The organism is Streptomyces sp. NPDC049915 (assembly GCF_040656475.1).
GTDB lineage: Bacteria > Actinomycetota > Actinomycetes > Streptomycetales > Streptomycetaceae > Streptomyces.
Genome location: NZ_JBFAMH010000009.1, coordinates 100,898 through 117,468, shown reverse-complemented (window position 1 = coordinate 117,468; position 16,571 = coordinate 100,898). Strand labels below are relative to the sequence as shown.

Below are 16,571 nucleotides of genomic sequence, written 5' to 3'. Positions count from 1 at the left end.
CCTAGCACTCGCGCATGCCACCGGGCCATACGCAGGATGACGCCATGAGCAGCGAACCGAGCAGCGAACCGATCTCCCTGGCCACCGTCCTCGCCTCCTTCACCGAGCGGTGGAGCCCGCGGATCGTCACCACCGTCAACGACTACGACGTCCGAGTCGCGAAGGTGGAGGGTGAGCACGTCTGGCACGTCCACGACCACACCGACGAGTTCTTCCTGGTCCTCTCCGGCGAGCTGCACATCGCCCTGCGTGAGCCGTCCGGTGAACGCACGGTGGTCCTCCCACAGGGATCCCTCTTCACGGTCCCGCGCGGCACGGAGCACAAGCCGTACGCCCCCGCCCCGACGGAGATCCTTCTCCTCGAACCCACCGGCACCCTCACGGTCGGCGACCGCCACGACGAGGTCCCGGCCCATGTGGACGCGACGACCGGCCACGCGCTGAGCTGACTGTCACAGGCGGGTGGCACCCTTGATCCATGAGCCCCTCCGCATCCCGTCGCGCCCGAGTCCGCGCCCCCGAGCCGGCCGGCAAGGGGGGCTGGCTGAACACCGGTGGGCAGCGGTACAGCCTCGCCGACCTGCCCGGACGGATCGTCGTTCTCGATGTCCGGGTTTCCTGAACCAATGTGCACACCTCTCGCCGGCGTGGGGAGGTGCACCAACACACCAGTGGTGACCTGTACTTGCGCCTGCGGGCCGGGCGCGGATCGCCATGGCCGGGGTCCATCAGCTGTGGGCCTACGACCCGGCCGCGCAGACCGTGGCCGTGACCGCGGGGACCACCAACGAGGGGCTCGTCGACGGGCCCGGGGCCGAGGCGTGGTTCGCGCAGCCGCCCGGGCAGAAGCTGGACACCGGATACGGCCCCTCGACCCGTCTGCCGGTCTCCGCCACCCCGCCCGAACTGCTGCTTCAGGGCGAGGGCGCGGGCACCGACCTGTCCCGCACCCTCGCCCTGAACCCCGCCGTCGAGCAGGGCGTCCTGCACATCTCGGCGATGGCCGCCTCCTGCGACGACGACCCCGCCGACCCGTGCCCCGCCTGCCATGTCCACCAGCAGGACTGGGGCGTCCCGGTCCGCCTCACCGAGGGCGGCGCGGACCGGCTGCCGCTGGTGCTCGCCGGGATGGACGAGCAGGTGTCGTAGAAGCCGCGCGGGCCGCTCAGACGCCGAAGCCGTCGCTGTAGCCGTCGCGGGTGTGGTGGTGCCGTTCCTCCTCGACGACCGTGGTCGTCGTCGGCGGGACCATGACACGTCGGCGACGCGCGATGCTGCTGAAGGTCGAGACGCCGATCAGTCCGACGATCATCAGGATGATGCCGACCAGGTCGAGGTTGACCCCCTGCATGTCCCAGTCGGTCGCGAACGTGAGGATGGCTCCCACGGCGATGAGGATGATGCATCCGCCGAGGCCCATGAGTGTCGCCTCCCTGTCCGGTCCGGTCTCTCCGGTCCGGACAGTCGGGTACCCCGGTTGTCAACCCCCATGCGGGTGACGGGCGTTCCGGCGCGGCCGGCTAGTTCTCCAGGAACGCCACCAGCGCGTTGGCCAGCAGATACGGGTCGTCGGCGCCGCACAACTCCCGTGCGCTGTGCATGGAGAGGATCGCCACGCCGATGTCGACGGTCCGGATGCCGTGCCGGGCGGCGGTGATGGGGCCGATGGTGGTGCCGCACGGCATGGAGTTGTTGGACACGAACGACTGGAAGGGCACGTCGGCCTTCTCGCAGGCGGCGGCGAACACCGCGCGGCCCGAACCGTCCGTGGCGTAGCGGTTGTTGACGTTGACCTTGAGGAGGGGGCCGCCGTTGACCCGCGGGTGGTGCGTGGGGTCGTGGCGCTCGGCGTAGTTGGGGTGCACCGCGTGGCCCGTGTCGGAGGAGAGGCAGACGGTGCCGGCGAAGGCGCGCGCCCGGTCCTCGTAGGTCCCGCCGCGCGCGAACACCGAGCGCTCCAGCACCGATCCGAGCAGCGGACCGTCGGCCCCGGTGTCGGACTGCGAGCCGTTCTCCTCGTGGTCGAAGGCGGCGAGGACGGGGATGTAGGGCAGGTCGCGTCCGGCGACGGCGGTGAGCGCCGCGACGGCCGCGTGCACCGACAGCAGGTTGTCCATGCGCGGGCCGGCCACCAGCTCCCGGTCGCGGCCCAGGTAGGCGGGCGGTTCCACGGAGTGGGTCATCAGGTCCCAGCCGGTGACCGAGCCGGCCGCCAGGCCGGCCTCCTGCTCCAGGAAGGAGATCAGGTCGCCCTCGCGGACGTCGTCGCCCAGGCCCCAGATCGGCTGTGAGTGCCGCTGCTTGTCGAGCTTGAGGCCCTCGGTGCCCACCGAGCGGTCGAGGTGGATCGCGAGCTGCGGGACGCGCAGCAGCGGGCGGTCGACGTTCACCAGGCGGGTGGTGCCGTCGCGCAGGGTGAGCCGGCCGGCCAGGCCCAGGTCGCGGTCGAGCCAGGAGTTCAGCAGGGGACCGCCGTAGATCTCCACCGCGACCTGCCGCCAGCCGTGCGCGCCGGCGTCGGGCAGCGGCTTCACACGCAGGTTGGGGGAGTCGGTGTGCGCGCCGACGATGCGGAACGGCGTGTGGGGTGCGGCGCCCTCGGGGACGTACCAGGCGACGATGGCACCGCCGCGCGTCACGTACTTGCCGCCGCTCGTCCCGTCCCAGGCGTCCGTCTCGTCGACCTGGCGGAAACCGGCCTTCTCCAGCCGCTCGGCGGCGTTCGCCACGGCGTGGTACGGCGACGGGCTCACCGCGAGGAAGGTCATCAGGTCGTCGGTGTGGCCGCGGTCGAAAGGTGTGGAGGCGGCGGCCGGGCGTGAGGGTTCGCTCATGGGTTCACCTTAACGACGGACGAGGGCCCGCTCCCGGTCAAGCGGGAGCAGGCCCTCGTGAGGACTGTGTGGAGGGGAGCCCGCTGGGAGAGCGGGCCCCCGCCGGGTCTCGGCCGGTTCCTAGAACGCGGCCTCGTCCAGCTCCATCAGGTCCAGGTCGACGCCCTCGGCGACCTTGCGGGCGCAGGTGACGCCGGGCAGGACGTTGGCGGCGAAGAACTTCGCCGCGGCGATCTTGCCGGTGTAGAACGCCTTGTCCTTCGCGGAGGCCGTGGCCAGCTTCTCGGCGGCGATCGCGGCGCCCTTGAGCAGCAGGTAGCCGACGACGACGTCACCGGAGGCCATGAGCAGGCGGGTGGTGTTCAGGCCCACCTTGTAGATGTTCTTGGTGTCCTGCTCGGTGGCGGCGAGGTCGGTCAGCATCAGGCCGACGATCGCCTCCAGCTCCACGGCGGCCTTGGCCAGGTGCTCGCGGGCGCCGGCCAGCTCCTCGCCGCCGGTGCCGAGCGCCAGGAACTTCTTGATGTCCTCGGCGAGGGAGTTCAGCGCGGCGCCCTGGTTGCGGACGATCTTCCGGAAGAAGAAGTCCTGGCCCTGGATCGCGGTGGTGCCCTCGTAGAGGGTGTCGATCTTGGAGTCCCGGATGTACTGCTCGATCGGGTACTCCTGCAGGAAGCCGGAGCCGCCGAAGGTCTGCAGCGACTGGGCCAGCTGCTCGTAGCCCTTCTCGGAGCCGTAGCCCTTGACGATCGGCAGGAGCAGGTCGTTCAGCGCGATCTCCGCGGAGGCGTCCTCGCCGTTCGCCTCCTTGATCTGGATCGCGTCCTGGATCGAGGCGGTGTACAGCACCAGGGCGCGCATGCCCTCCGCGTACGCCTTCTGCGTGATCAGCGAGCGGCGCACGTCGGGGTGGTGGGTGATGGTGACCTTGGGCGCCGTCTTGTCCATGAAGTTGGCCAGGTCCGGACCCTGGACGCGCTCCTTGGCGTACTCCAGCGCATTGAGGTAGCCGGTGGACAGCGTGGAGATCGCCTTCGTGCCGACCATCATGCGGGCGAACTCGATGATGCGGAACATCTGGCGGATGCCGTCGTGCTTGTCGCCGATCAGCCAGCCCTTGGCGGGGTGCTGGTCGCCGAAGGTCATCTCGCACGTGTTGGAGGCCTTCAGGCCCATCTTGTGCTCGACGTTGGTGGCGTAGACGCCGTTGCGCTCGCCCAGCTCGCCGGTCTCGAAGTCGAAGAGGTACTTCGGGACGAGGAAGAGGGACAGGCCCTTGGTGCCGGGGCCGGCACCCTCGGGACGCGCGAGCACGTAGTGGAGGATGTTCTCCGACATGTCGTGCTCACCGGAGGTGATGAAGCGCTTCACGCCCTCGATGTGCCAGGAGCCGTCCTCCTGCTGCACGGCCTTGGTGCGGCCGGCGCCCACGTCCGAGCCGGCGTCCGGCTCGGTGAGGACCATGGTGGAGCCCCACTGCTTCTCGACCGCGATCTTGGCGATGTGCTTCTGGACCTCGTTGCCCTCCTCGAAGAGGATGCCGGCGAACGCGGGGCCCGAGGAGTACATCCACACGGCCGGGTTGGCGCCCAGGATCAGCTCGGCGTAGGCCCAGATCAGGGAGCGCGGCGAGGTGGTGCCGCCGATCTCCTCGGGCAGGCCGAGCCGCCAGTACTCGGAGTCCATGAACGCCTGGTAGCTGTTCTTGAAGGACTCGGGGACGGGCGCGGTGTTGGTCTCCGGGTCGAAGACCGGCGGGTTGCGGTCGGCGTCGGCGAAGGACGCGGCCAGCTCGTTCTCGGAGAGGCGGGTCAGCTCCTCCAGGACGCTCTTGGCGGTGTCGAGGTCCATCTCCTCGAACGGGCCGGTGCCGTACACCTTGTCGCGCCCCAGTACTTCGAAGAGGTTGAACTCGATGTCTCGGAGATTCGACTTGTAGTGCCCCATGGCGACGGCTCCGTTGAGGATTCGGCGAGGCACTGGACTCCTCGCGCCTTTACACGTACCAGCAAGTAGCTCCGATGATGCTACCCGTCGGTAATATCTCGCAACCCCGATCCGGGTATCTGTGACCCACCCCTCGCCGTGGTGTCAGTACGCTTACGGTCATGTACGGCTACGACCAGAACGGCGCCCAGCAGCAGTACGCCCCGCCGCAGCAGCCGATGGCGGGCGGATACGGCCAGCAGCCGCCGCTGTACCCCGAGCCGTCGCCGCCGTCCCTCGCCGACGCCGTGCGCGCCTTCACCACCGGGCAGATGTCGCCGGAGGACTTCCAGCAGATCTTCGCCACGTCGAAGGTGTACTGCCCGCGCGGTGACACCCCGGGCTTCCTGGCGCTGCACAACACCCAGCAGCCGGTGATCCCGATGTTCACCTCGCTCAAGGAGCTGCGCCGCTACGCCGGCAAGGAGTCCAAGTACTTCGTGATCACCGGCGCCGAGGTGATCGACCTGCTGCCGACCGGCTACGGCTTCGTCCTGGACATGGAGGGCGAGCACCGCATGGTCTTCGACGCGAAGGCGGTCGAACAGATGGTCGACTTCGCGATGCGCCGCATGTACGGCTGACGGCGCCGCCGGCGGGTGGTCGCCGAACCGTGCCCGCGTGACCTCGAACAACACCGCGCCGTCGCTTCCGGGTGATCGGCGCCGCCGTGCTGCCCCGCTTCGGGGGAAGGTCGGGATGAGCTGTACCGAGCGTGGATGCGTAGTCCGGGAATGATGCCCGGACTTTTTTGGTTCCGGGTGGCAGGAAGTTCAACGCTCAACTAAACTGGGCGTACCAAGGAGGTACCGACCATGCCTGCAGTGACCGTCGAGAACCCGCTGATGCTCCCCCGCGTGACCGCCGACGCCGACGCCGTGGCGCGGCCCGTGCTCGCGGTCACCACCGCGCCGAGCGGCTTCGAGGGCGAGGGCTTCCCGGTGCGCCGTGCGTTCGCCGGGATCAACTACCGCCACCTCGACCCGTTCATCATGATGGACCAGATGGGCGAGGTGGAGTACGCGCCGGGCGAGCCGAAGGGCACCCCCTGGCACCCCCACCGTGGCTTCGAGACCGTCACCTACATCATCGACGGCATCTTCGACCACCAGGACTCCCAAGGCGGCGGAGGCACCATCACCAACGGCGACACGCAGTGGATGACGGCCGGCTCCGGCCTGCTGCACATCGAGGCGCCCCCGGAGCAGCTGGTCGTCTCGGGCGGCCTCTTCCACGGCCTGCAGCTGTGGGTGAACCTCCCGGCCAAGGACAAGATGATGGCGCCGCGCTACCAGGACATCCGCGCGGGCTCCGTCCAGCTGCTCACCTCACCCGACGGCGGCGCGCTGCTGCGTGTCATCGCCGGTGAGCTGGACGGGCACGCCGGTCCCGGTATCACGCACACGCCGATCACGATGGTCCACGCCACGCTCGCGCCGGGCGCCGAGGTCACCCTGCCGTGGCGGCAGGACTTCAACGGCCTGGCCTACGTCCTGGCAGGACGCGGCAGCGTGGGCGCCGAGCGGCGGCCGATCCACATGGGGCAGACCGCCGTCTTCGGCGCCGGGTCCTCGCTCACCGTCCGCGCGGACGAGAAGCAGGACGGGCACACGCCGGACCTGGAGGTCGTGCTGCTCGGCGGGCAGCCGATCCGCGAACCCATGGCCCACTACGGTCCGTTCGTGATGAACACCAAGGACGAACTCATGCAGGCCTTCGAGGACTTCCAGAAGGGCCGCCTGGGCACCGTCCCGGCCGTGCACGGCATGACGGAGGAAGGCCCGCAGGCCTGACGCCCCGTAAGCCGGGGCCCTGAGGCTCTGACGCCCCCTCACCCGGGCGGGCCGTCCCGACGGGACAGCCCGCCCGGCGCGTGGTGCGCTGTAGGCGTGCACCTGCTCCCCGACTCCGCCCGCCGCCTCGCCGCGTGGTGCGCGCTCGCCCTGCTCGTCGCGGGCGTCGGCTGGGTCGGCGTACGGCTGTGCTCCGAGCTGCGGACGGCGGTGACGCCGGTGCTGCTGGCCCTGCTGGGCACCGCGCTGCTCGGGCCCCTGCACCGGCGGCTGGTGCAGGCGCACGTCAACCGGTCGCTGGCCGCCGGGCTGACCTGTGTCGCCGTCGTCGCCGTGGTCGGCGGCGCGGTGTACATCGTGGTGGCCGCGCTGATCGACACCGGCGACCAGATCGTCTCCTCCCTCAAGGAGGCCGCCCAGGGCGTCGCCGACCACTTCGGGGCGGCCGGCACCTCGCTGGACGACCTCGCCTCCAACGGCCGTCAGCTGCTGGGCAAGTTCGGCGGGACCGCCGCGCACAACGTCATCAGCGGGGTCAGCGTGGTCGGCGAGAGCATCGCCATGGCCGTCCTCGCCCTGCTGCTCGTCTTCTTCTTCCTGCGCGACTCCGACAAGGCCGCCGACACCGTGCGGGCACTGGCCCCGCGCGGGAGCGCCGACACCCTGGAGGCGGTGGCCCGGCGGGCCTACCACGCCGTCGAGGGCTTCATGCGCGGCACCACATTCATCGCCCTGATCGACGCCCTGTGCATCACGGTCGGCCTGCTGATCCTGCGCGTGCCCGGCGCCGTCGGCCTCGGTGCGCTGGTGTTCGTCGGGGCGTACATCCCCTACCTCGGCGCCTTCATCTCCGGCGCCGTCGCCGTGCTGGTCGCGCTCGCCGACCGCGGGTTCGTCATCGCGCTGTGGACCTTCGGGGTGGTGCTCGCCGTGCAGGTGCTGGAGGGGCATGTGCTGCAACCGGCGATCCAGAGCAGGACCGTGCAGATGCACCCCGCGATCGTCATGCTCGCGATCACCGCGGGCGCCTCCGTGGCCGGCATCCTCGGCATGCTGCTCGCCGTACCGCTCACCGCGGCCGCCTTCGGCGTCCTGCAGGAACTGCGGGAACGCGGCGCCGAGGCGTCGGAGGTGCCGTGAGGCCGTACTGAGCCGAGGGAGGCGTGGGTGCCCGCGCGGCCGATGGGGGCGGGGGTGCTTGTGCGGCCCGCGGGCGTCGATGTGCGTATGCGACCGGTGGTGCCGCGACGCAGACTGATCGGGTGAGCGAACGCACACGAGACGACGTGAGGGCACGGTCGGCGCCGCACGTGCCACCTCTCAGCCGCCGGCGCTCGCGGCCATGATGTGTGCCGTGGCGATGACCTTCATCGACCAGACGATCGTGTCGATCGCCGCCCCCGAGATCGTCTCCGAGCCGGCCTCGACGGATGCCGTCAACCGCGCGATCGGCGCGTCCTACGGCGAGGTCACCGGCGTCACCCTGACCGTGCGCAACTTCGCCGCGAGCATCGGCCTGGCCCTCTACGGCACCCTGCTGACCCACACGATGACCGAGCACGTCACCGACACCCTGCGCGGGCGCGGACTGCCACCGGACGCGGCGCGCTCGGCCGCCGGGAACGTGGCCGAGGCGGTCACCGGCAACCCGGACGCCACCACCCCCACCGGCGACGGCCCGCTCGCCACGACCGTGCGCACCGCGATGTCCGCGATCCGCCGGGACTTCGCCGAGGCCAACCAGTGGGTGTTCTACGGCATGGCGATCGCCCTCGGCATCGGCTACCTGTGCGCCCTGCGCCACCCGGGCGGCCGCGCCGGCCGCGAGAGCGACCCGGAGCAGCGGCGGAGCGAGACCGGTACCGGGCAGCGGCCGTCGCCGGGGCAGCGCGCCCAGTAGGCACGTCCAGGTCGGTACGTCCAGCGTCCAGCGCAGGTACGTCCGGTTCACCAGGCCGTCGAGGTGGTCGGTCGGTCAGCTCTCCAGGTCCTCGAGGTGTTCGTCGAGGCTCAGCTCGCCGTCCCCGCTCCCCTCGGCCCGACCGAAGCCGTCCCCGCTTCTCTCGCCCCGCGCGAAGCCGTTCCCGCTCTTCTCGCCCAGCTCGCACCAGATGCTCTTGCCCTCCCCGCGCGGTGCCACGCCCCAGTTGTCGGCGAGCAGCTCCATCAGGACCAGGCCGCGCCCGGAGGACGCCAGCTCGCCGGGCCGGCGCCGGTGGGGCAGGTCGTCGCTGGTGTCGGTGACCTCCACCCGGATGCGGCGCTCACCCGGTGCGCCGCCGACCTCGGCGACGAGCAGCGCGTCGGCGTCGGTGTGCACGAGGACGTTGGTGAGCATCTCGGAGACCAGCAGGACGGCGGAGTCGACCTGGTCCGGGGAGGGCCAGTCGTGCAGCAGCTCGCGCAGCTGCTGCCGGGCCGTGGCGACCCGCTCCGGCTCGGCCTGCGCGACGGTCAGCACCGAGCGCCGCACCGGCGCGCGCACGGCGCCGGAGCCGTCTTCACCGGCCGGGTGTCGGCTGAGCAGCACCAGGGCGATGTCGTCCTCGCGGCGGTCGGTGAGCGGGCCGGTGGTGTGGTGCGAGGAAGGGCCGTGCACGGCCTGGACCAGGGCGTCGGCGAGGGCGTCGAGGTTGCCCTCGTGGGACTCCATGATCGTGCGGACCCGGGCCCAGCCGGAGTCCAGGTCGTGGCCGCCGGTCTCGATCAGGCCGTCGGTGCACAGCAGCAGCGTCTCGCCGGGCATCAGGGTGAGCCGGGTGGTCGGGTAGTCGCTGTCCGGGTCGATGCCGAGAGGGAGACCGCCGGCCGTGGGCCGGTGCAGCACCGTCCCGTCGGGCATGCGGACCGCCGGGTCCAGATGCCCGGCCCGCGCGGAGAGCACGACCCCGGACGCCGGATCGACCTCGACGTACAGACAGGTCGCGAAGCGCAGCTCGCCGGGGTCGTCGGTGTGGGTGATGCCGTGGAAGAAGCGGGAGGCGCGGGAGAGGACCGCGTCGGGCCGGTGGCCCTCGGCGGCGTAGGCGCGCAGGGCCGTGCGCAGCTGGCCCATCAGCCCGGCCGCGCGCACGTCGTGGCCCTGGACGTCGCCGATGACCAGGGCGAACCGGTCGCCCGGCAGCGGGATCATGTCGTACCAGTCGCCGCCGACCTGAAGACCGCCGCCGGTCGGCACGTACCGGGCGGCGATGCTCATGCCGGGGATCTTCGGACCCAGCACCGGCAGCATCGAGCGCTGCAGCCCGTCGGTCAGCTCCCGTTCGGTCTCGGCCGCGCCGGCCCGGGACAGGGCCTGGGCGAGCATCCGCGCCACCGTCGTCAGCACGGACCGCTCGTCGGGCGTGAAGGCGACCGGGTAGGTGAACGCGGCCATCCAGGCGCCCATGGTGCGTCCGCCGACCGTCAGCGGCAGGAACGCCCACGACCGGCGGTTGAAGCGCTGGGCGAGCGGCCAGGTCAGCGGGTAGCGGGCCTTGTACTCCTCCGGCGTGGACAGGTAGACCGCGCGGCCGGTGCGCACCACCTCGGCGGCCGGATAGTCCGTCCCGAGCGCCATCTGGGCGAAGGGTCCCTCGTCGCCGGGCTGCTGCCCGTGGTGGCCGATGATGGTCAGCCGGTCGCCCTCCGCGCCGAACACCGCGAGCCCGTCCGGCGAGAACCCGGGCATCGACAGGCCCGCCGCCACCCGCAGCACCTCCGCCGTGGAGCGGGCCTCGGCCAGCGCGCGGCCCGCGTCCAGCAGGAACGCCTCCCTCGAGCGCCGCCAGTCGCCGGTCACCGCGCTGCGGCCAGCCGGGGTGCCCGGCGCCGGCTCGGTGACCTCCTGGAGGGTGCCGATCAGCTCGTACGCCTTCTTCTGCGGGTCGAAGGCCGGTTTGGAGCGGGAGCGCACCACGCGCAGGACGCGGCCGGTCTCGTCCATGATCCGGATGCGTACCTCGGCGAGGGTGCCCTCGGCGACCGCCAGCTGGATCACGCCGGTGATCTCGTTCCAGTCGACCGGGTGCAGCCGGGCGCGTACCTGGGCCTCGGTGAGCACGGCCGGCTCGGCGGGCAGCCCGAGCAGCCGCGCCGCCTCCGCGTCCACGGTGACCTGCCCGGCTGCGGTGTCCCAGTGCCACAGGCCGGTCGCGAGGGCGGCGAGGATCTCCTCCACGGCGGGCAAGGGCTCACCAGTGCGCATTGCCCCACTTTAAGAAGGTCTGTTCGTATGCTGCCACCGAAGGGCGGCCCGGCGGCGCCCCGGAGCCCCCCGCGGCGGCCCGCGCGGTCATGGTGGGGAGGCGATCGCGGGGCGGCCGGTACCCTTGAAAAGTCCGGGCACCGGGCCCCGGAGATACCCGATCAGCGAAGACTGGATGAACGACGATGCATCGGTACAGGTCCCACACCTGCGGCGAGCTCCGCGCCACTGACGTCGGCACCGACGTCCGGCTGAGTGGCTGGCTGCACAATCGGCGCGACCTGGGCGGCATCCTCTTCATCGATCTGCGCGACCACTACGGCATCACGCAGCTGGTCGCCCGCCCCGGCACCCCCGCCTACGAGGCCCTGGACTCCATCTCCAAGGAGTCCACGGTCCGCGTCGACGGCCGCGTTGTTTCACGTGGAACCGAGAACGTGAACCCCGACCTGCCCACCGGTGAGGTCGAGGTGGAGGTCGCCGAGGTCGAGCTGCTCGGCGCCGCCCAGCCCCTGCCCTTCACCATCAACGCCGAGGACGGGGTCAACGAGGAGCGGCGCCTGGAGTACCGCTTCCTCGACCTGCGCCGCGAGCGCATGCACCGCAACATCATGCTGCGTACGGCTGTGATCTCCGCGATCCGCCACAAGATGGCGGCGATGGGCTTCAACGAGATGGCCACCCCGATCCTCACGGCCACCTCCCCCGAGGGCGCCCGTGACTTCGTGGTCCCCTCCCGTCTGCACCCCGGCAAGTTCTACGCCCTGCCGCAGGCCCCGCAGCAGTTCAAGCAGCTGCTGATGATCTCCGGCTTCGACCGCTACTTCCAGATCGCGCCCTGCTTCCGCGACGAGGACGCCCGCGCCGACCGCTCGCCGGGCGAGTTCTACCAGCTCGACGTCGAGATGAGTTTCGTCGAGCAGGAGGACGTGTTCCAGCCGATCGAGAAGCTGATGACCGACCTCTTCGAGGAGTTCGGCGGCGGCCGCCACGTCACCTCGCCGTTCCCGCGGATCCCGTTCCGCGAGGCGATGCTGAAGTACGGCTCCGACAAGCCCGACCTGCGCGCCAAGCTGGAGCTGGTCGACCTCACGGACGTCTTCGAGAACAGCGAGTTCAAGGCGTTCGCCGGCAAGCACGTGCGCGCGCTGCCCGTCCCGGCGGTCCAGGACCAGCCGCGCAAGTTCTTCGACCAGCTCGGCGACTACGCGGTCTCCCAGGGCGCCAAGGGCCTGGCCTGGGTCCGCGTCGGCGAGGAGGGCCAGCTGTCCGGCCCGATCGCGAAGTTCCTCACCGAGGAGAACGTCAAGGTCCTCACCGAGCGCCTCGGCCTGGAGGCCGGTCACGCCGTCTTCTTCGGCGCGGGCGAGTTCGACGAGGTCTCCAAGATCATGGGCGCGGTCCGCGTCGAGGCCGCCAAGCGTGCCGGCCAGTTCGAGGAGAACGTCTTCCGCTTCTGCTGGATCGTCGACTTCCCGATGTTCGAGAAGGACGAGGAGACCGGCAAAATCGACTTCTCGCACAACCCGTTCTCGATGCCGCAGGGCGGCATGGACGCCCTGGAGAACCAGGACCCCCTGGACATCCTGGCCTGGCAGTACGACATCGTGTGCAACGGCGTCGAGCTGTCCTCCGGCGCGATCCGCAACCACGAGCCGGAGATCATGCTCAAGGCGTTCGAGATCGCCGGCTACGACCGTGAGGTCACCGAGCGCGAGTTCGCGGGCATGCTCCGCGCGTTCCGCTTCGGTGCCCCGCCGCACGGCGGCATCGCCCCCGGCGTCGACCGCATCGTCATGTTGCTCGCGGACGAGCCGAACATCCGCGAGACCATCGCCTTCCCGCTCAACGGCAACGCCCAGGACCTGATGATGGGCGCCCCGACCGAGCTGGAGGCGGCCCGCCTGAAGGAGCTGCACCTGACGGTGAACAAGCCGCAGCCGAAGTAAGCGGCCCAGGCACGGACGAAGGCGCCCGGGACCTCGAGGTCCCGGGCGCCTTTGCTGTCACCTGGCGACGAACTGCGTGAGGATCGCCTGGACCTCGTAGATGTCGACGCCCTTGGTGAACGTCTTCTCGATCGGGGCGGCCGTGCCGGAGACCCAGATCTTCAGCTCGGCGTCCAGGTCCAGGTGGCCGGCGGTCTCCACCGAGAAGTGCGTGATGCTGCGGTAGGGGACGGAGTGGTACTCCACCTTCTTGCCGGTGATGCCCTGCTTGTCGACCAGGATCAGCCGCCGGTCGGTGAACAGGATGGTGTCGCGGATCAGCAGATACGCGGCGTGCACCTGCTCGCCCTGGCCCAGCAGCCGGGCGTAGTCCCGCTGGGCGTCGCCCGAGTCGATGGTGTGCGCGTTGCCGAACAGTGCCATGTGGTCCCCCCATACGTAGGTGATCGCCGTCGGTGATCTCCCGCAATCTAGCCGTCCGCGCCCTCGGCGTCATCGGGTGAGGCGCCGTCCTCCAGGAGGCGTTCGGCGATGTCGTCGGACCAGTGCTGGGCCCAGGCGCGCAGCGCGGCGATCTCCTCCACCGGCAGTCCGTACGCCGTGAAGGCGCCGTCCGGATACCAGTCGGTGCCGGTCAGGCGGGACTGCAGGGTGGGCAGGTCGAAGGGGTCGTGGGCGTGGCGGCGGCCCAGTTCCTCCAGGTCGGGGAAGCCGAAGCGGGCGGCGGCGGCCCGGGCGTCGATCAGGTCGACCGCGGCGCCCCGGTCGTACAGGGCCCGGATCTTGGTGCCGACCGAGTCCTCCAGGGACAGGGCGGGACCGGCCTCGGTGAGCACGGGCGGATGCCGGAACGCCTCTTTGTGCAGGGCCAGGGCGCACTCCTCGCCCGTCACCGGGTCGGTGACGGTGAGCTGCGCCGACAGCGGCGTCACGGATACGGCCCGCACCTGGCGGCCACGGGCCTGAAGGGCCGTGCGGACGTCGCCCGCGATCCGGTCCATCGGGTCGGGGCTGTCCGTCGCGAGGTCGACGTTGGCGTGCGGGCGGGTCAGCAGACCGTGTGCCTGAAGGGCGTACCCGCCGGCCAGGACCAGCCCGTGCGGGGTGCCGGTGGTGACGACGTCCGCGAGGAGGCGGTGGTGGGGTGCGGAGAGGTTCACGAAGGTCTCATGCTGTCAGACGCCGGCGCCGGGGCGGAGCCGGGCGCGCCGGTACGGTGCCGGGTGCGCCGGGGGCGGACCGCGACCGCCCCCGGGAGCGGGGCTCCTCGGGGGCGGTACCGGTGCCTGTGATCAGGCGGTGGGCATCAGGCGGTGGGCTTCTCCTCCAGGCGCGGGAAGAGGACCGCGCCCTTGGTGACCGTGACGCCGGCGGGCAGGCGGCCCCAGTCGCCGGCCTCCTGCACCCGCTGCTCGGCCAGGGCGCCCAGGACAGGCTCCGCGCCGAGGGAGTCCCACAGCTTCTGGGAGGTCTCCGGCATGACCGGGTTCAGCAGGACGGCGACCGCGCGCAGCGCCTCGGCGGCCGTGTAGAGGATGGTCGCGAGGCGGGCCTTGCCCTCCTCGGAGTCGTCCTTGGCGACCTTCCAGGGCTCCTGCTCGGTGATGTAGCCGTTGACCTGCTTGACGAAGTCGAAGATCGCCAGGATGCCGCCCTGGAAGTCCAGCTCCTCGCCGATCTTGCGGTCGGCCTCGGCCACCGCCTTGGCGAGGCCGTCGTGGATCGCCTTCTCGGCGTCGGCGTCGGCCGTGGACCCGGGCAGCGTGCCGCCGAAGTACTTGCCGACCATGGCCGCCACACGGGAGGCGAGGTTGCCGTAGTCGTTGGCCAGCTCGGAGGTGTACCGGGCGGAGAAGTCCTCCCAGGAGAACGAGCCGTCCTGGCCGAAGGCGATCGCGCGCAGGAAGTACCAGCGGTAGGCGTCCACGCCGAAGTGCGAGGTGAGGTCCTGGGGCTTGATGCCGGTCAGGTTCGACTTCGACATCTTCTCGCCGCCGACCATCAGCCAGCCGTTCGCGGCGATCTTCTTCGGCAGCGGAAGGCCCTGTGCCATCAGCATGGCCGGCCAGATCACCGCGTGGAAGCGGAGGATGTCCTTGCCGACGAGGTGCACGTCGGCCGGGAAGGTCGCCTCGAACTTCTCCGGGTTCTCGTTGTAGCCGACCGCCGTCGCGTAGTTCAGCAGCGCGTCGACCCACACGTAGATGACGTGCTTGGCGTCCCACGGGATCGGGATGCCCCAGTCGAACGTCGAGCGGGAGATCGACAGGTCCTGCAGGCCCTGGCGGACGAAGTTCAGCACCTCGTTGCGCGCGGACTCCGGCTGGATGAAGCCGGGGTTCGCCTCGTAGTGGGCGAGGAGCTTGTCGGTGTACTCGCTCAGCTTGAAGAAGTAGTTCTCCTCGCTGAGGATCTCCACCGGCTTCTTGTGGATCGGGCAGAGCTTCTGACCGGCGTACTCGCCCTCGCCGTCGAGCAGCTCACCGGGGAGCTTGTACTCCTCGCAGCCGACGCAGTACGGGCCCTCGTAGCCGCCCTTGTAGATCTCGCCCTTGTCGTACAGGTCCTGCACGAACTCCTGGACGCGGTCGGTGTGCCGCTTCTGCGTGGTGCGGATGAAGTCGTCGTTCGCGATCTCCAGGTGCTCCCAGAGAGGCTCCCAGGCCTCGGTGACGAGCTTGTCCGCCCACTGCTGGGGCGTCACCCCGTTCGCCTCGGCCGTGCGCATGATCTTCTGACCGTGCTCGTCCGTGCCGGTGAGGTACCACACCTTCTCGCCGCGCTGACGGTGCCAGCGCGTGAGCACGTCCCCTGCAACGGTCGTGTAGGCGTGGCCCAGGTGAGGAGCGTCGTTGACGTAGTAGATGGGCGTGGAGACGTAGTACGCCTTCCCCGCCTGCTTCTCGGATCCAGTGGCCGCCATGGTCGAAATCCTACTGGTCGCGTGAAGATCGACTCACATGCGTTTCGGGGGGTGGACGGGGCCGGCCCCGCCCACCCCGGGCCGTGCTACGGGCGCCAGGTGGCCAGTACGCCCTCGTAGAGCTCCTTGTCGGTGAGCTCGCGGGGGGTGGGGCCGGCGTGGAAGAAGGACGTGTTGTCCGTCTTCAGCTTGCGGAGGTAGTCGAACGCCTTGTTGTCGTGCTCACCGAAGGCGACGAAGGAGAAGAAGAGGGTGGGGTGCTTCTGCGCCGCGTCCGTGAGGGACTGGGTGGCGGGGGTCTTCGCGTCCGGGGCGCCGTCGGTCTGGAAGACGACGAGGGCGGGGGCGGTGGGGTCCTGCGACTTCTGGTGCAGGTCGATCACCTGCTGGACCGCGGCGTGGTAGCTGGTGCGGCCCATGCGGCCGAGGGCGGCGTGCAGCTCGTCGATCTTGTTCTCGTGGTCGGTGAGGGTGAGCTCGCCGGTGCCGTCCACCTCCGTGGAGAAGAAGACGACCGGGAGCGTGGCCTCGGGGTCGAGGTGCGCGGCGAGGGCGAGGGTCTGCTCGGCGAGTGCCTGGGCGGAGCCGTCCTTGTAGTACGGGCGCATGCTCGCGGAGCGGTCGAGGACGAGGTAGACCTTGGCGCGGGTGCCGGTGAGGTCGTGCTTCTTGAGGGCGGCGGTGGCCGCCTTGTAGGCGGTGGTCAGGGCGGGGGCGGTGGCCTTGACGTGGGTGAGGGGGGTGGCGGGTTCCTGCGGAGCGGGTACCTGCGGGGCCTCGGTCGGCTTGTCGGCCTCGGCGGGTTCCTGCGGGGCCTCGGTCGGCTTGTCGGCCTCGGCGGGTTCCTGCGGGGCCTCGGTCGGCTTGTCGGCCTCGGCGGGTTCCTGCGGGGCCTCGGTC

Annotated in this window: 14 protein-coding genes and 2 pseudogenes; 8 read left to right on the top strand and 8 right to left on the bottom strand. The window is 70.6% G+C overall.

The genetic code is table 11. The features are described from left to right. Positions 1-44 precede the first annotated feature (44 nt). From AB0J12_RS17915 to AB0J12_RS17905, 3 genes and pseudogenes are all read left to right on the top strand, one after another. Entirely contained in the window at positions 45-449 is a 405-nt protein-coding gene (locus tag AB0J12_RS17915) for a cupin domain-containing protein (RefSeq protein WP_363265246.1), read from the top strand. 29 nt (positions 450-478) lie between these two features. Beyond that, on the top strand, positions 479-622 hold the full coding sequence (locus AB0J12_RS17910; protein ID WP_363265245.1) for a hypothetical protein: 144 nt from the start codon (positions 479-481) through the stop codon (positions 620-622). Between the two features lie 74 nt (positions 623-696). Beyond that, a pseudogene (locus AB0J12_RS17905) lies at positions 697-1,149 on the top strand (hypothetical protein); the annotation flags it as partial. Positions 1,150-1,165: 16 nt separating this feature from the next. Here AB0J12_RS17905 and AB0J12_RS17900 read toward each other — a convergent pair. The 3 genes from AB0J12_RS17900 to AB0J12_RS17890 all read right to left on the bottom strand — a co-directional run bounded on the left by AB0J12_RS17900 (position 1,166) and on the right by AB0J12_RS17890 (position 4,781). Beyond that, positions 1,166-1,420, bottom strand: a complete 255-nt coding sequence (locus tag AB0J12_RS17900) for a DUF6458 family protein (RefSeq protein ID WP_363265244.1) — start codon at positions 1,418-1,420, stop codon at positions 1,166-1,168. A gap of 100 nt (positions 1,421-1,520) precedes the next feature. Next, positions 1,521-2,834, bottom strand: coding sequence for a M18 family aminopeptidase (locus tag AB0J12_RS17895; RefSeq protein ID WP_363265243.1), 1,314 nt, complete (start codon positions 2,832-2,834; stop codon positions 1,521-1,523). Between the two features lie 120 nt (positions 2,835-2,954). Further along, the gene (locus tag AB0J12_RS17890; protein WP_363265409.1) at positions 2,955-4,781 is read right to left on the bottom strand and encodes an acyl-CoA dehydrogenase; all 1,827 of its coding nucleotides are present in this window, start codon (positions 4,779-4,781) and stop codon (positions 2,955-2,957) included. 161 nt (positions 4,782-4,942) lie between these two features. Here AB0J12_RS17890 and AB0J12_RS17885 point away from each other — a divergent pair, with 161 nt between their 5' ends. From AB0J12_RS17885 to AB0J12_RS17870, 4 genes and pseudogenes are all read left to right on the top strand, one after another. Further along, positions 4,943-5,404: an SseB family protein gene (locus AB0J12_RS17885; RefSeq protein ID WP_363265242.1), complete on the top strand. Its 462-nt coding sequence runs from the start codon at positions 4,943-4,945 to the stop codon at positions 5,402-5,404. 231 nt (positions 5,405-5,635) lie between these two features. Further along, on the top strand, positions 5,636-6,613 hold the full coding sequence (locus AB0J12_RS17880) for a pirin family protein (RefSeq protein WP_363265241.1): 978 nt from the start codon (positions 5,636-5,638) through the stop codon (positions 6,611-6,613). Between the two features lie 96 nt (positions 6,614-6,709). Continuing rightward, positions 6,710-7,753 (top strand): AI-2E family transporter, encoded by a 1,044-nt coding sequence (locus AB0J12_RS17875; protein ID WP_363265240.1) that lies wholly within the window; start codon positions 6,710-6,712, stop codon positions 7,751-7,753. Between the two features lie 277 nt (positions 7,754-8,030). Further along, positions 8,031-8,513 (top strand): annotated as a pseudogene (locus AB0J12_RS17870) (MFS transporter); the annotation flags it as partial. Between the two features lie 75 nt (positions 8,514-8,588). Here AB0J12_RS17870 and AB0J12_RS17865 read toward each other — a convergent pair. Continuing rightward, entirely contained in the window at positions 8,589-10,799 is a 2,211-nt protein-coding gene (locus tag AB0J12_RS17865; protein ID WP_363265239.1) for a SpoIIE family protein phosphatase, read from the bottom strand. Between the two features lie 185 nt (positions 10,800-10,984). Between AB0J12_RS17865 and aspS the strand changes: the two genes are divergently transcribed. Next, positions 10,985-12,748: an aspartate--tRNA ligase gene (gene aspS / locus AB0J12_RS17860; protein WP_363265238.1), complete on the top strand. Its 1,764-nt coding sequence runs from the start codon at positions 10,985-10,987 to the stop codon at positions 12,746-12,748. Between the two features lie 57 nt (positions 12,749-12,805). On the opposite strand, the gene AB0J12_RS17855 is transcribed toward aspS, so the two are convergent. The 4 genes from AB0J12_RS17855 to AB0J12_RS17840 form a co-directional block, all read right to left on the bottom strand. Beyond that, positions 12,806-13,171, bottom strand: coding sequence for a PH domain-containing protein (locus tag AB0J12_RS17855; protein WP_363265237.1), 366 nt, complete (start codon positions 13,169-13,171; stop codon positions 12,806-12,808). A gap of 47 nt (positions 13,172-13,218) precedes the next feature. Further along, positions 13,219-13,908, bottom strand: a complete 690-nt coding sequence (locus tag AB0J12_RS17850) for a hypothetical protein (RefSeq protein ID WP_363265236.1) — start codon at positions 13,906-13,908, stop codon at positions 13,219-13,221. Between the two features lie 146 nt (positions 13,909-14,054). Next, a complete protein-coding gene (metG, locus tag AB0J12_RS17845) occupies positions 14,055-15,671 on the bottom strand; it encodes a methionine--tRNA ligase (protein ID WP_363265235.1) in 1,617 nt (538 codons plus the stop codon). 86 nt (positions 15,672-15,757) lie between these two features. Further along, positions 15,758-16,571, bottom strand: an 814-nt coding sequence (locus AB0J12_RS17840; RefSeq protein ID WP_363265234.1) for a VWA domain-containing protein, incomplete at its 5' end; no start/stop codon positions are given.

Excerpts from the sequence above, each read along its gene's own strand:
- AB0J12_RS17855 (WP_363265237.1), bottom strand. The coding sequence starts at position 13,171 with ATGGCACTGTTCGGCAACGCGCACACCATCGACTCGGGCGACGCCCAG.
- metG (WP_363265235.1), bottom strand. The coding sequence starts at position 15,671 with ATGGCGGCCACTGGATCCGAGAAGCAGGCGGGGAAGGCGTACTACGTC.
- AB0J12_RS17890 (WP_363265409.1), bottom strand. The coding sequence starts at position 4,781 with ATGGGGCACTACAAGTCGAATCTCCGAGACATCGAGTTCAACCTCTTC.
- AB0J12_RS17900 (WP_363265244.1), bottom strand. The coding sequence starts at position 1,420 with ATGGGCCTCGGCGGATGCATCATCCTCATCGCCGTGGGAGCCATCCTC.
- AB0J12_RS17880 (WP_363265241.1), top strand. The coding sequence starts at position 5,636 with ATGCCTGCAGTGACCGTCGAGAACCCGCTGATGCTCCCCCGCGTGACC.
- aspS (WP_363265238.1), top strand. The coding sequence starts at position 10,985 with ATGCATCGGTACAGGTCCCACACCTGCGGCGAGCTCCGCGCCACTGAC.
- AB0J12_RS17885 (WP_363265242.1), top strand. The coding sequence starts at position 4,943 with ATGTACGGCTACGACCAGAACGGCGCCCAGCAGCAGTACGCCCCGCCG.
- AB0J12_RS17915 (WP_363265246.1), top strand. The coding sequence starts at position 45 with ATGAGCAGCGAACCGAGCAGCGAACCGATCTCCCTGGCCACCGTCCTC.
- AB0J12_RS17910 (WP_363265245.1), top strand. The coding sequence starts at position 479 with ATGAGCCCCTCCGCATCCCGTCGCGCCCGAGTCCGCGCCCCCGAGCCG.
- AB0J12_RS17865 (WP_363265239.1), bottom strand. The coding sequence starts at position 10,799 with ATGCGCACTGGTGAGCCCTTGCCCGCCGTGGAGGAGATCCTCGCCGCC.
- AB0J12_RS17895 (WP_363265243.1), bottom strand. The coding sequence starts at position 2,834 with ATGAGCGAACCCTCACGCCCGGCCGCCGCCTCCACACCTTTCGACCGC.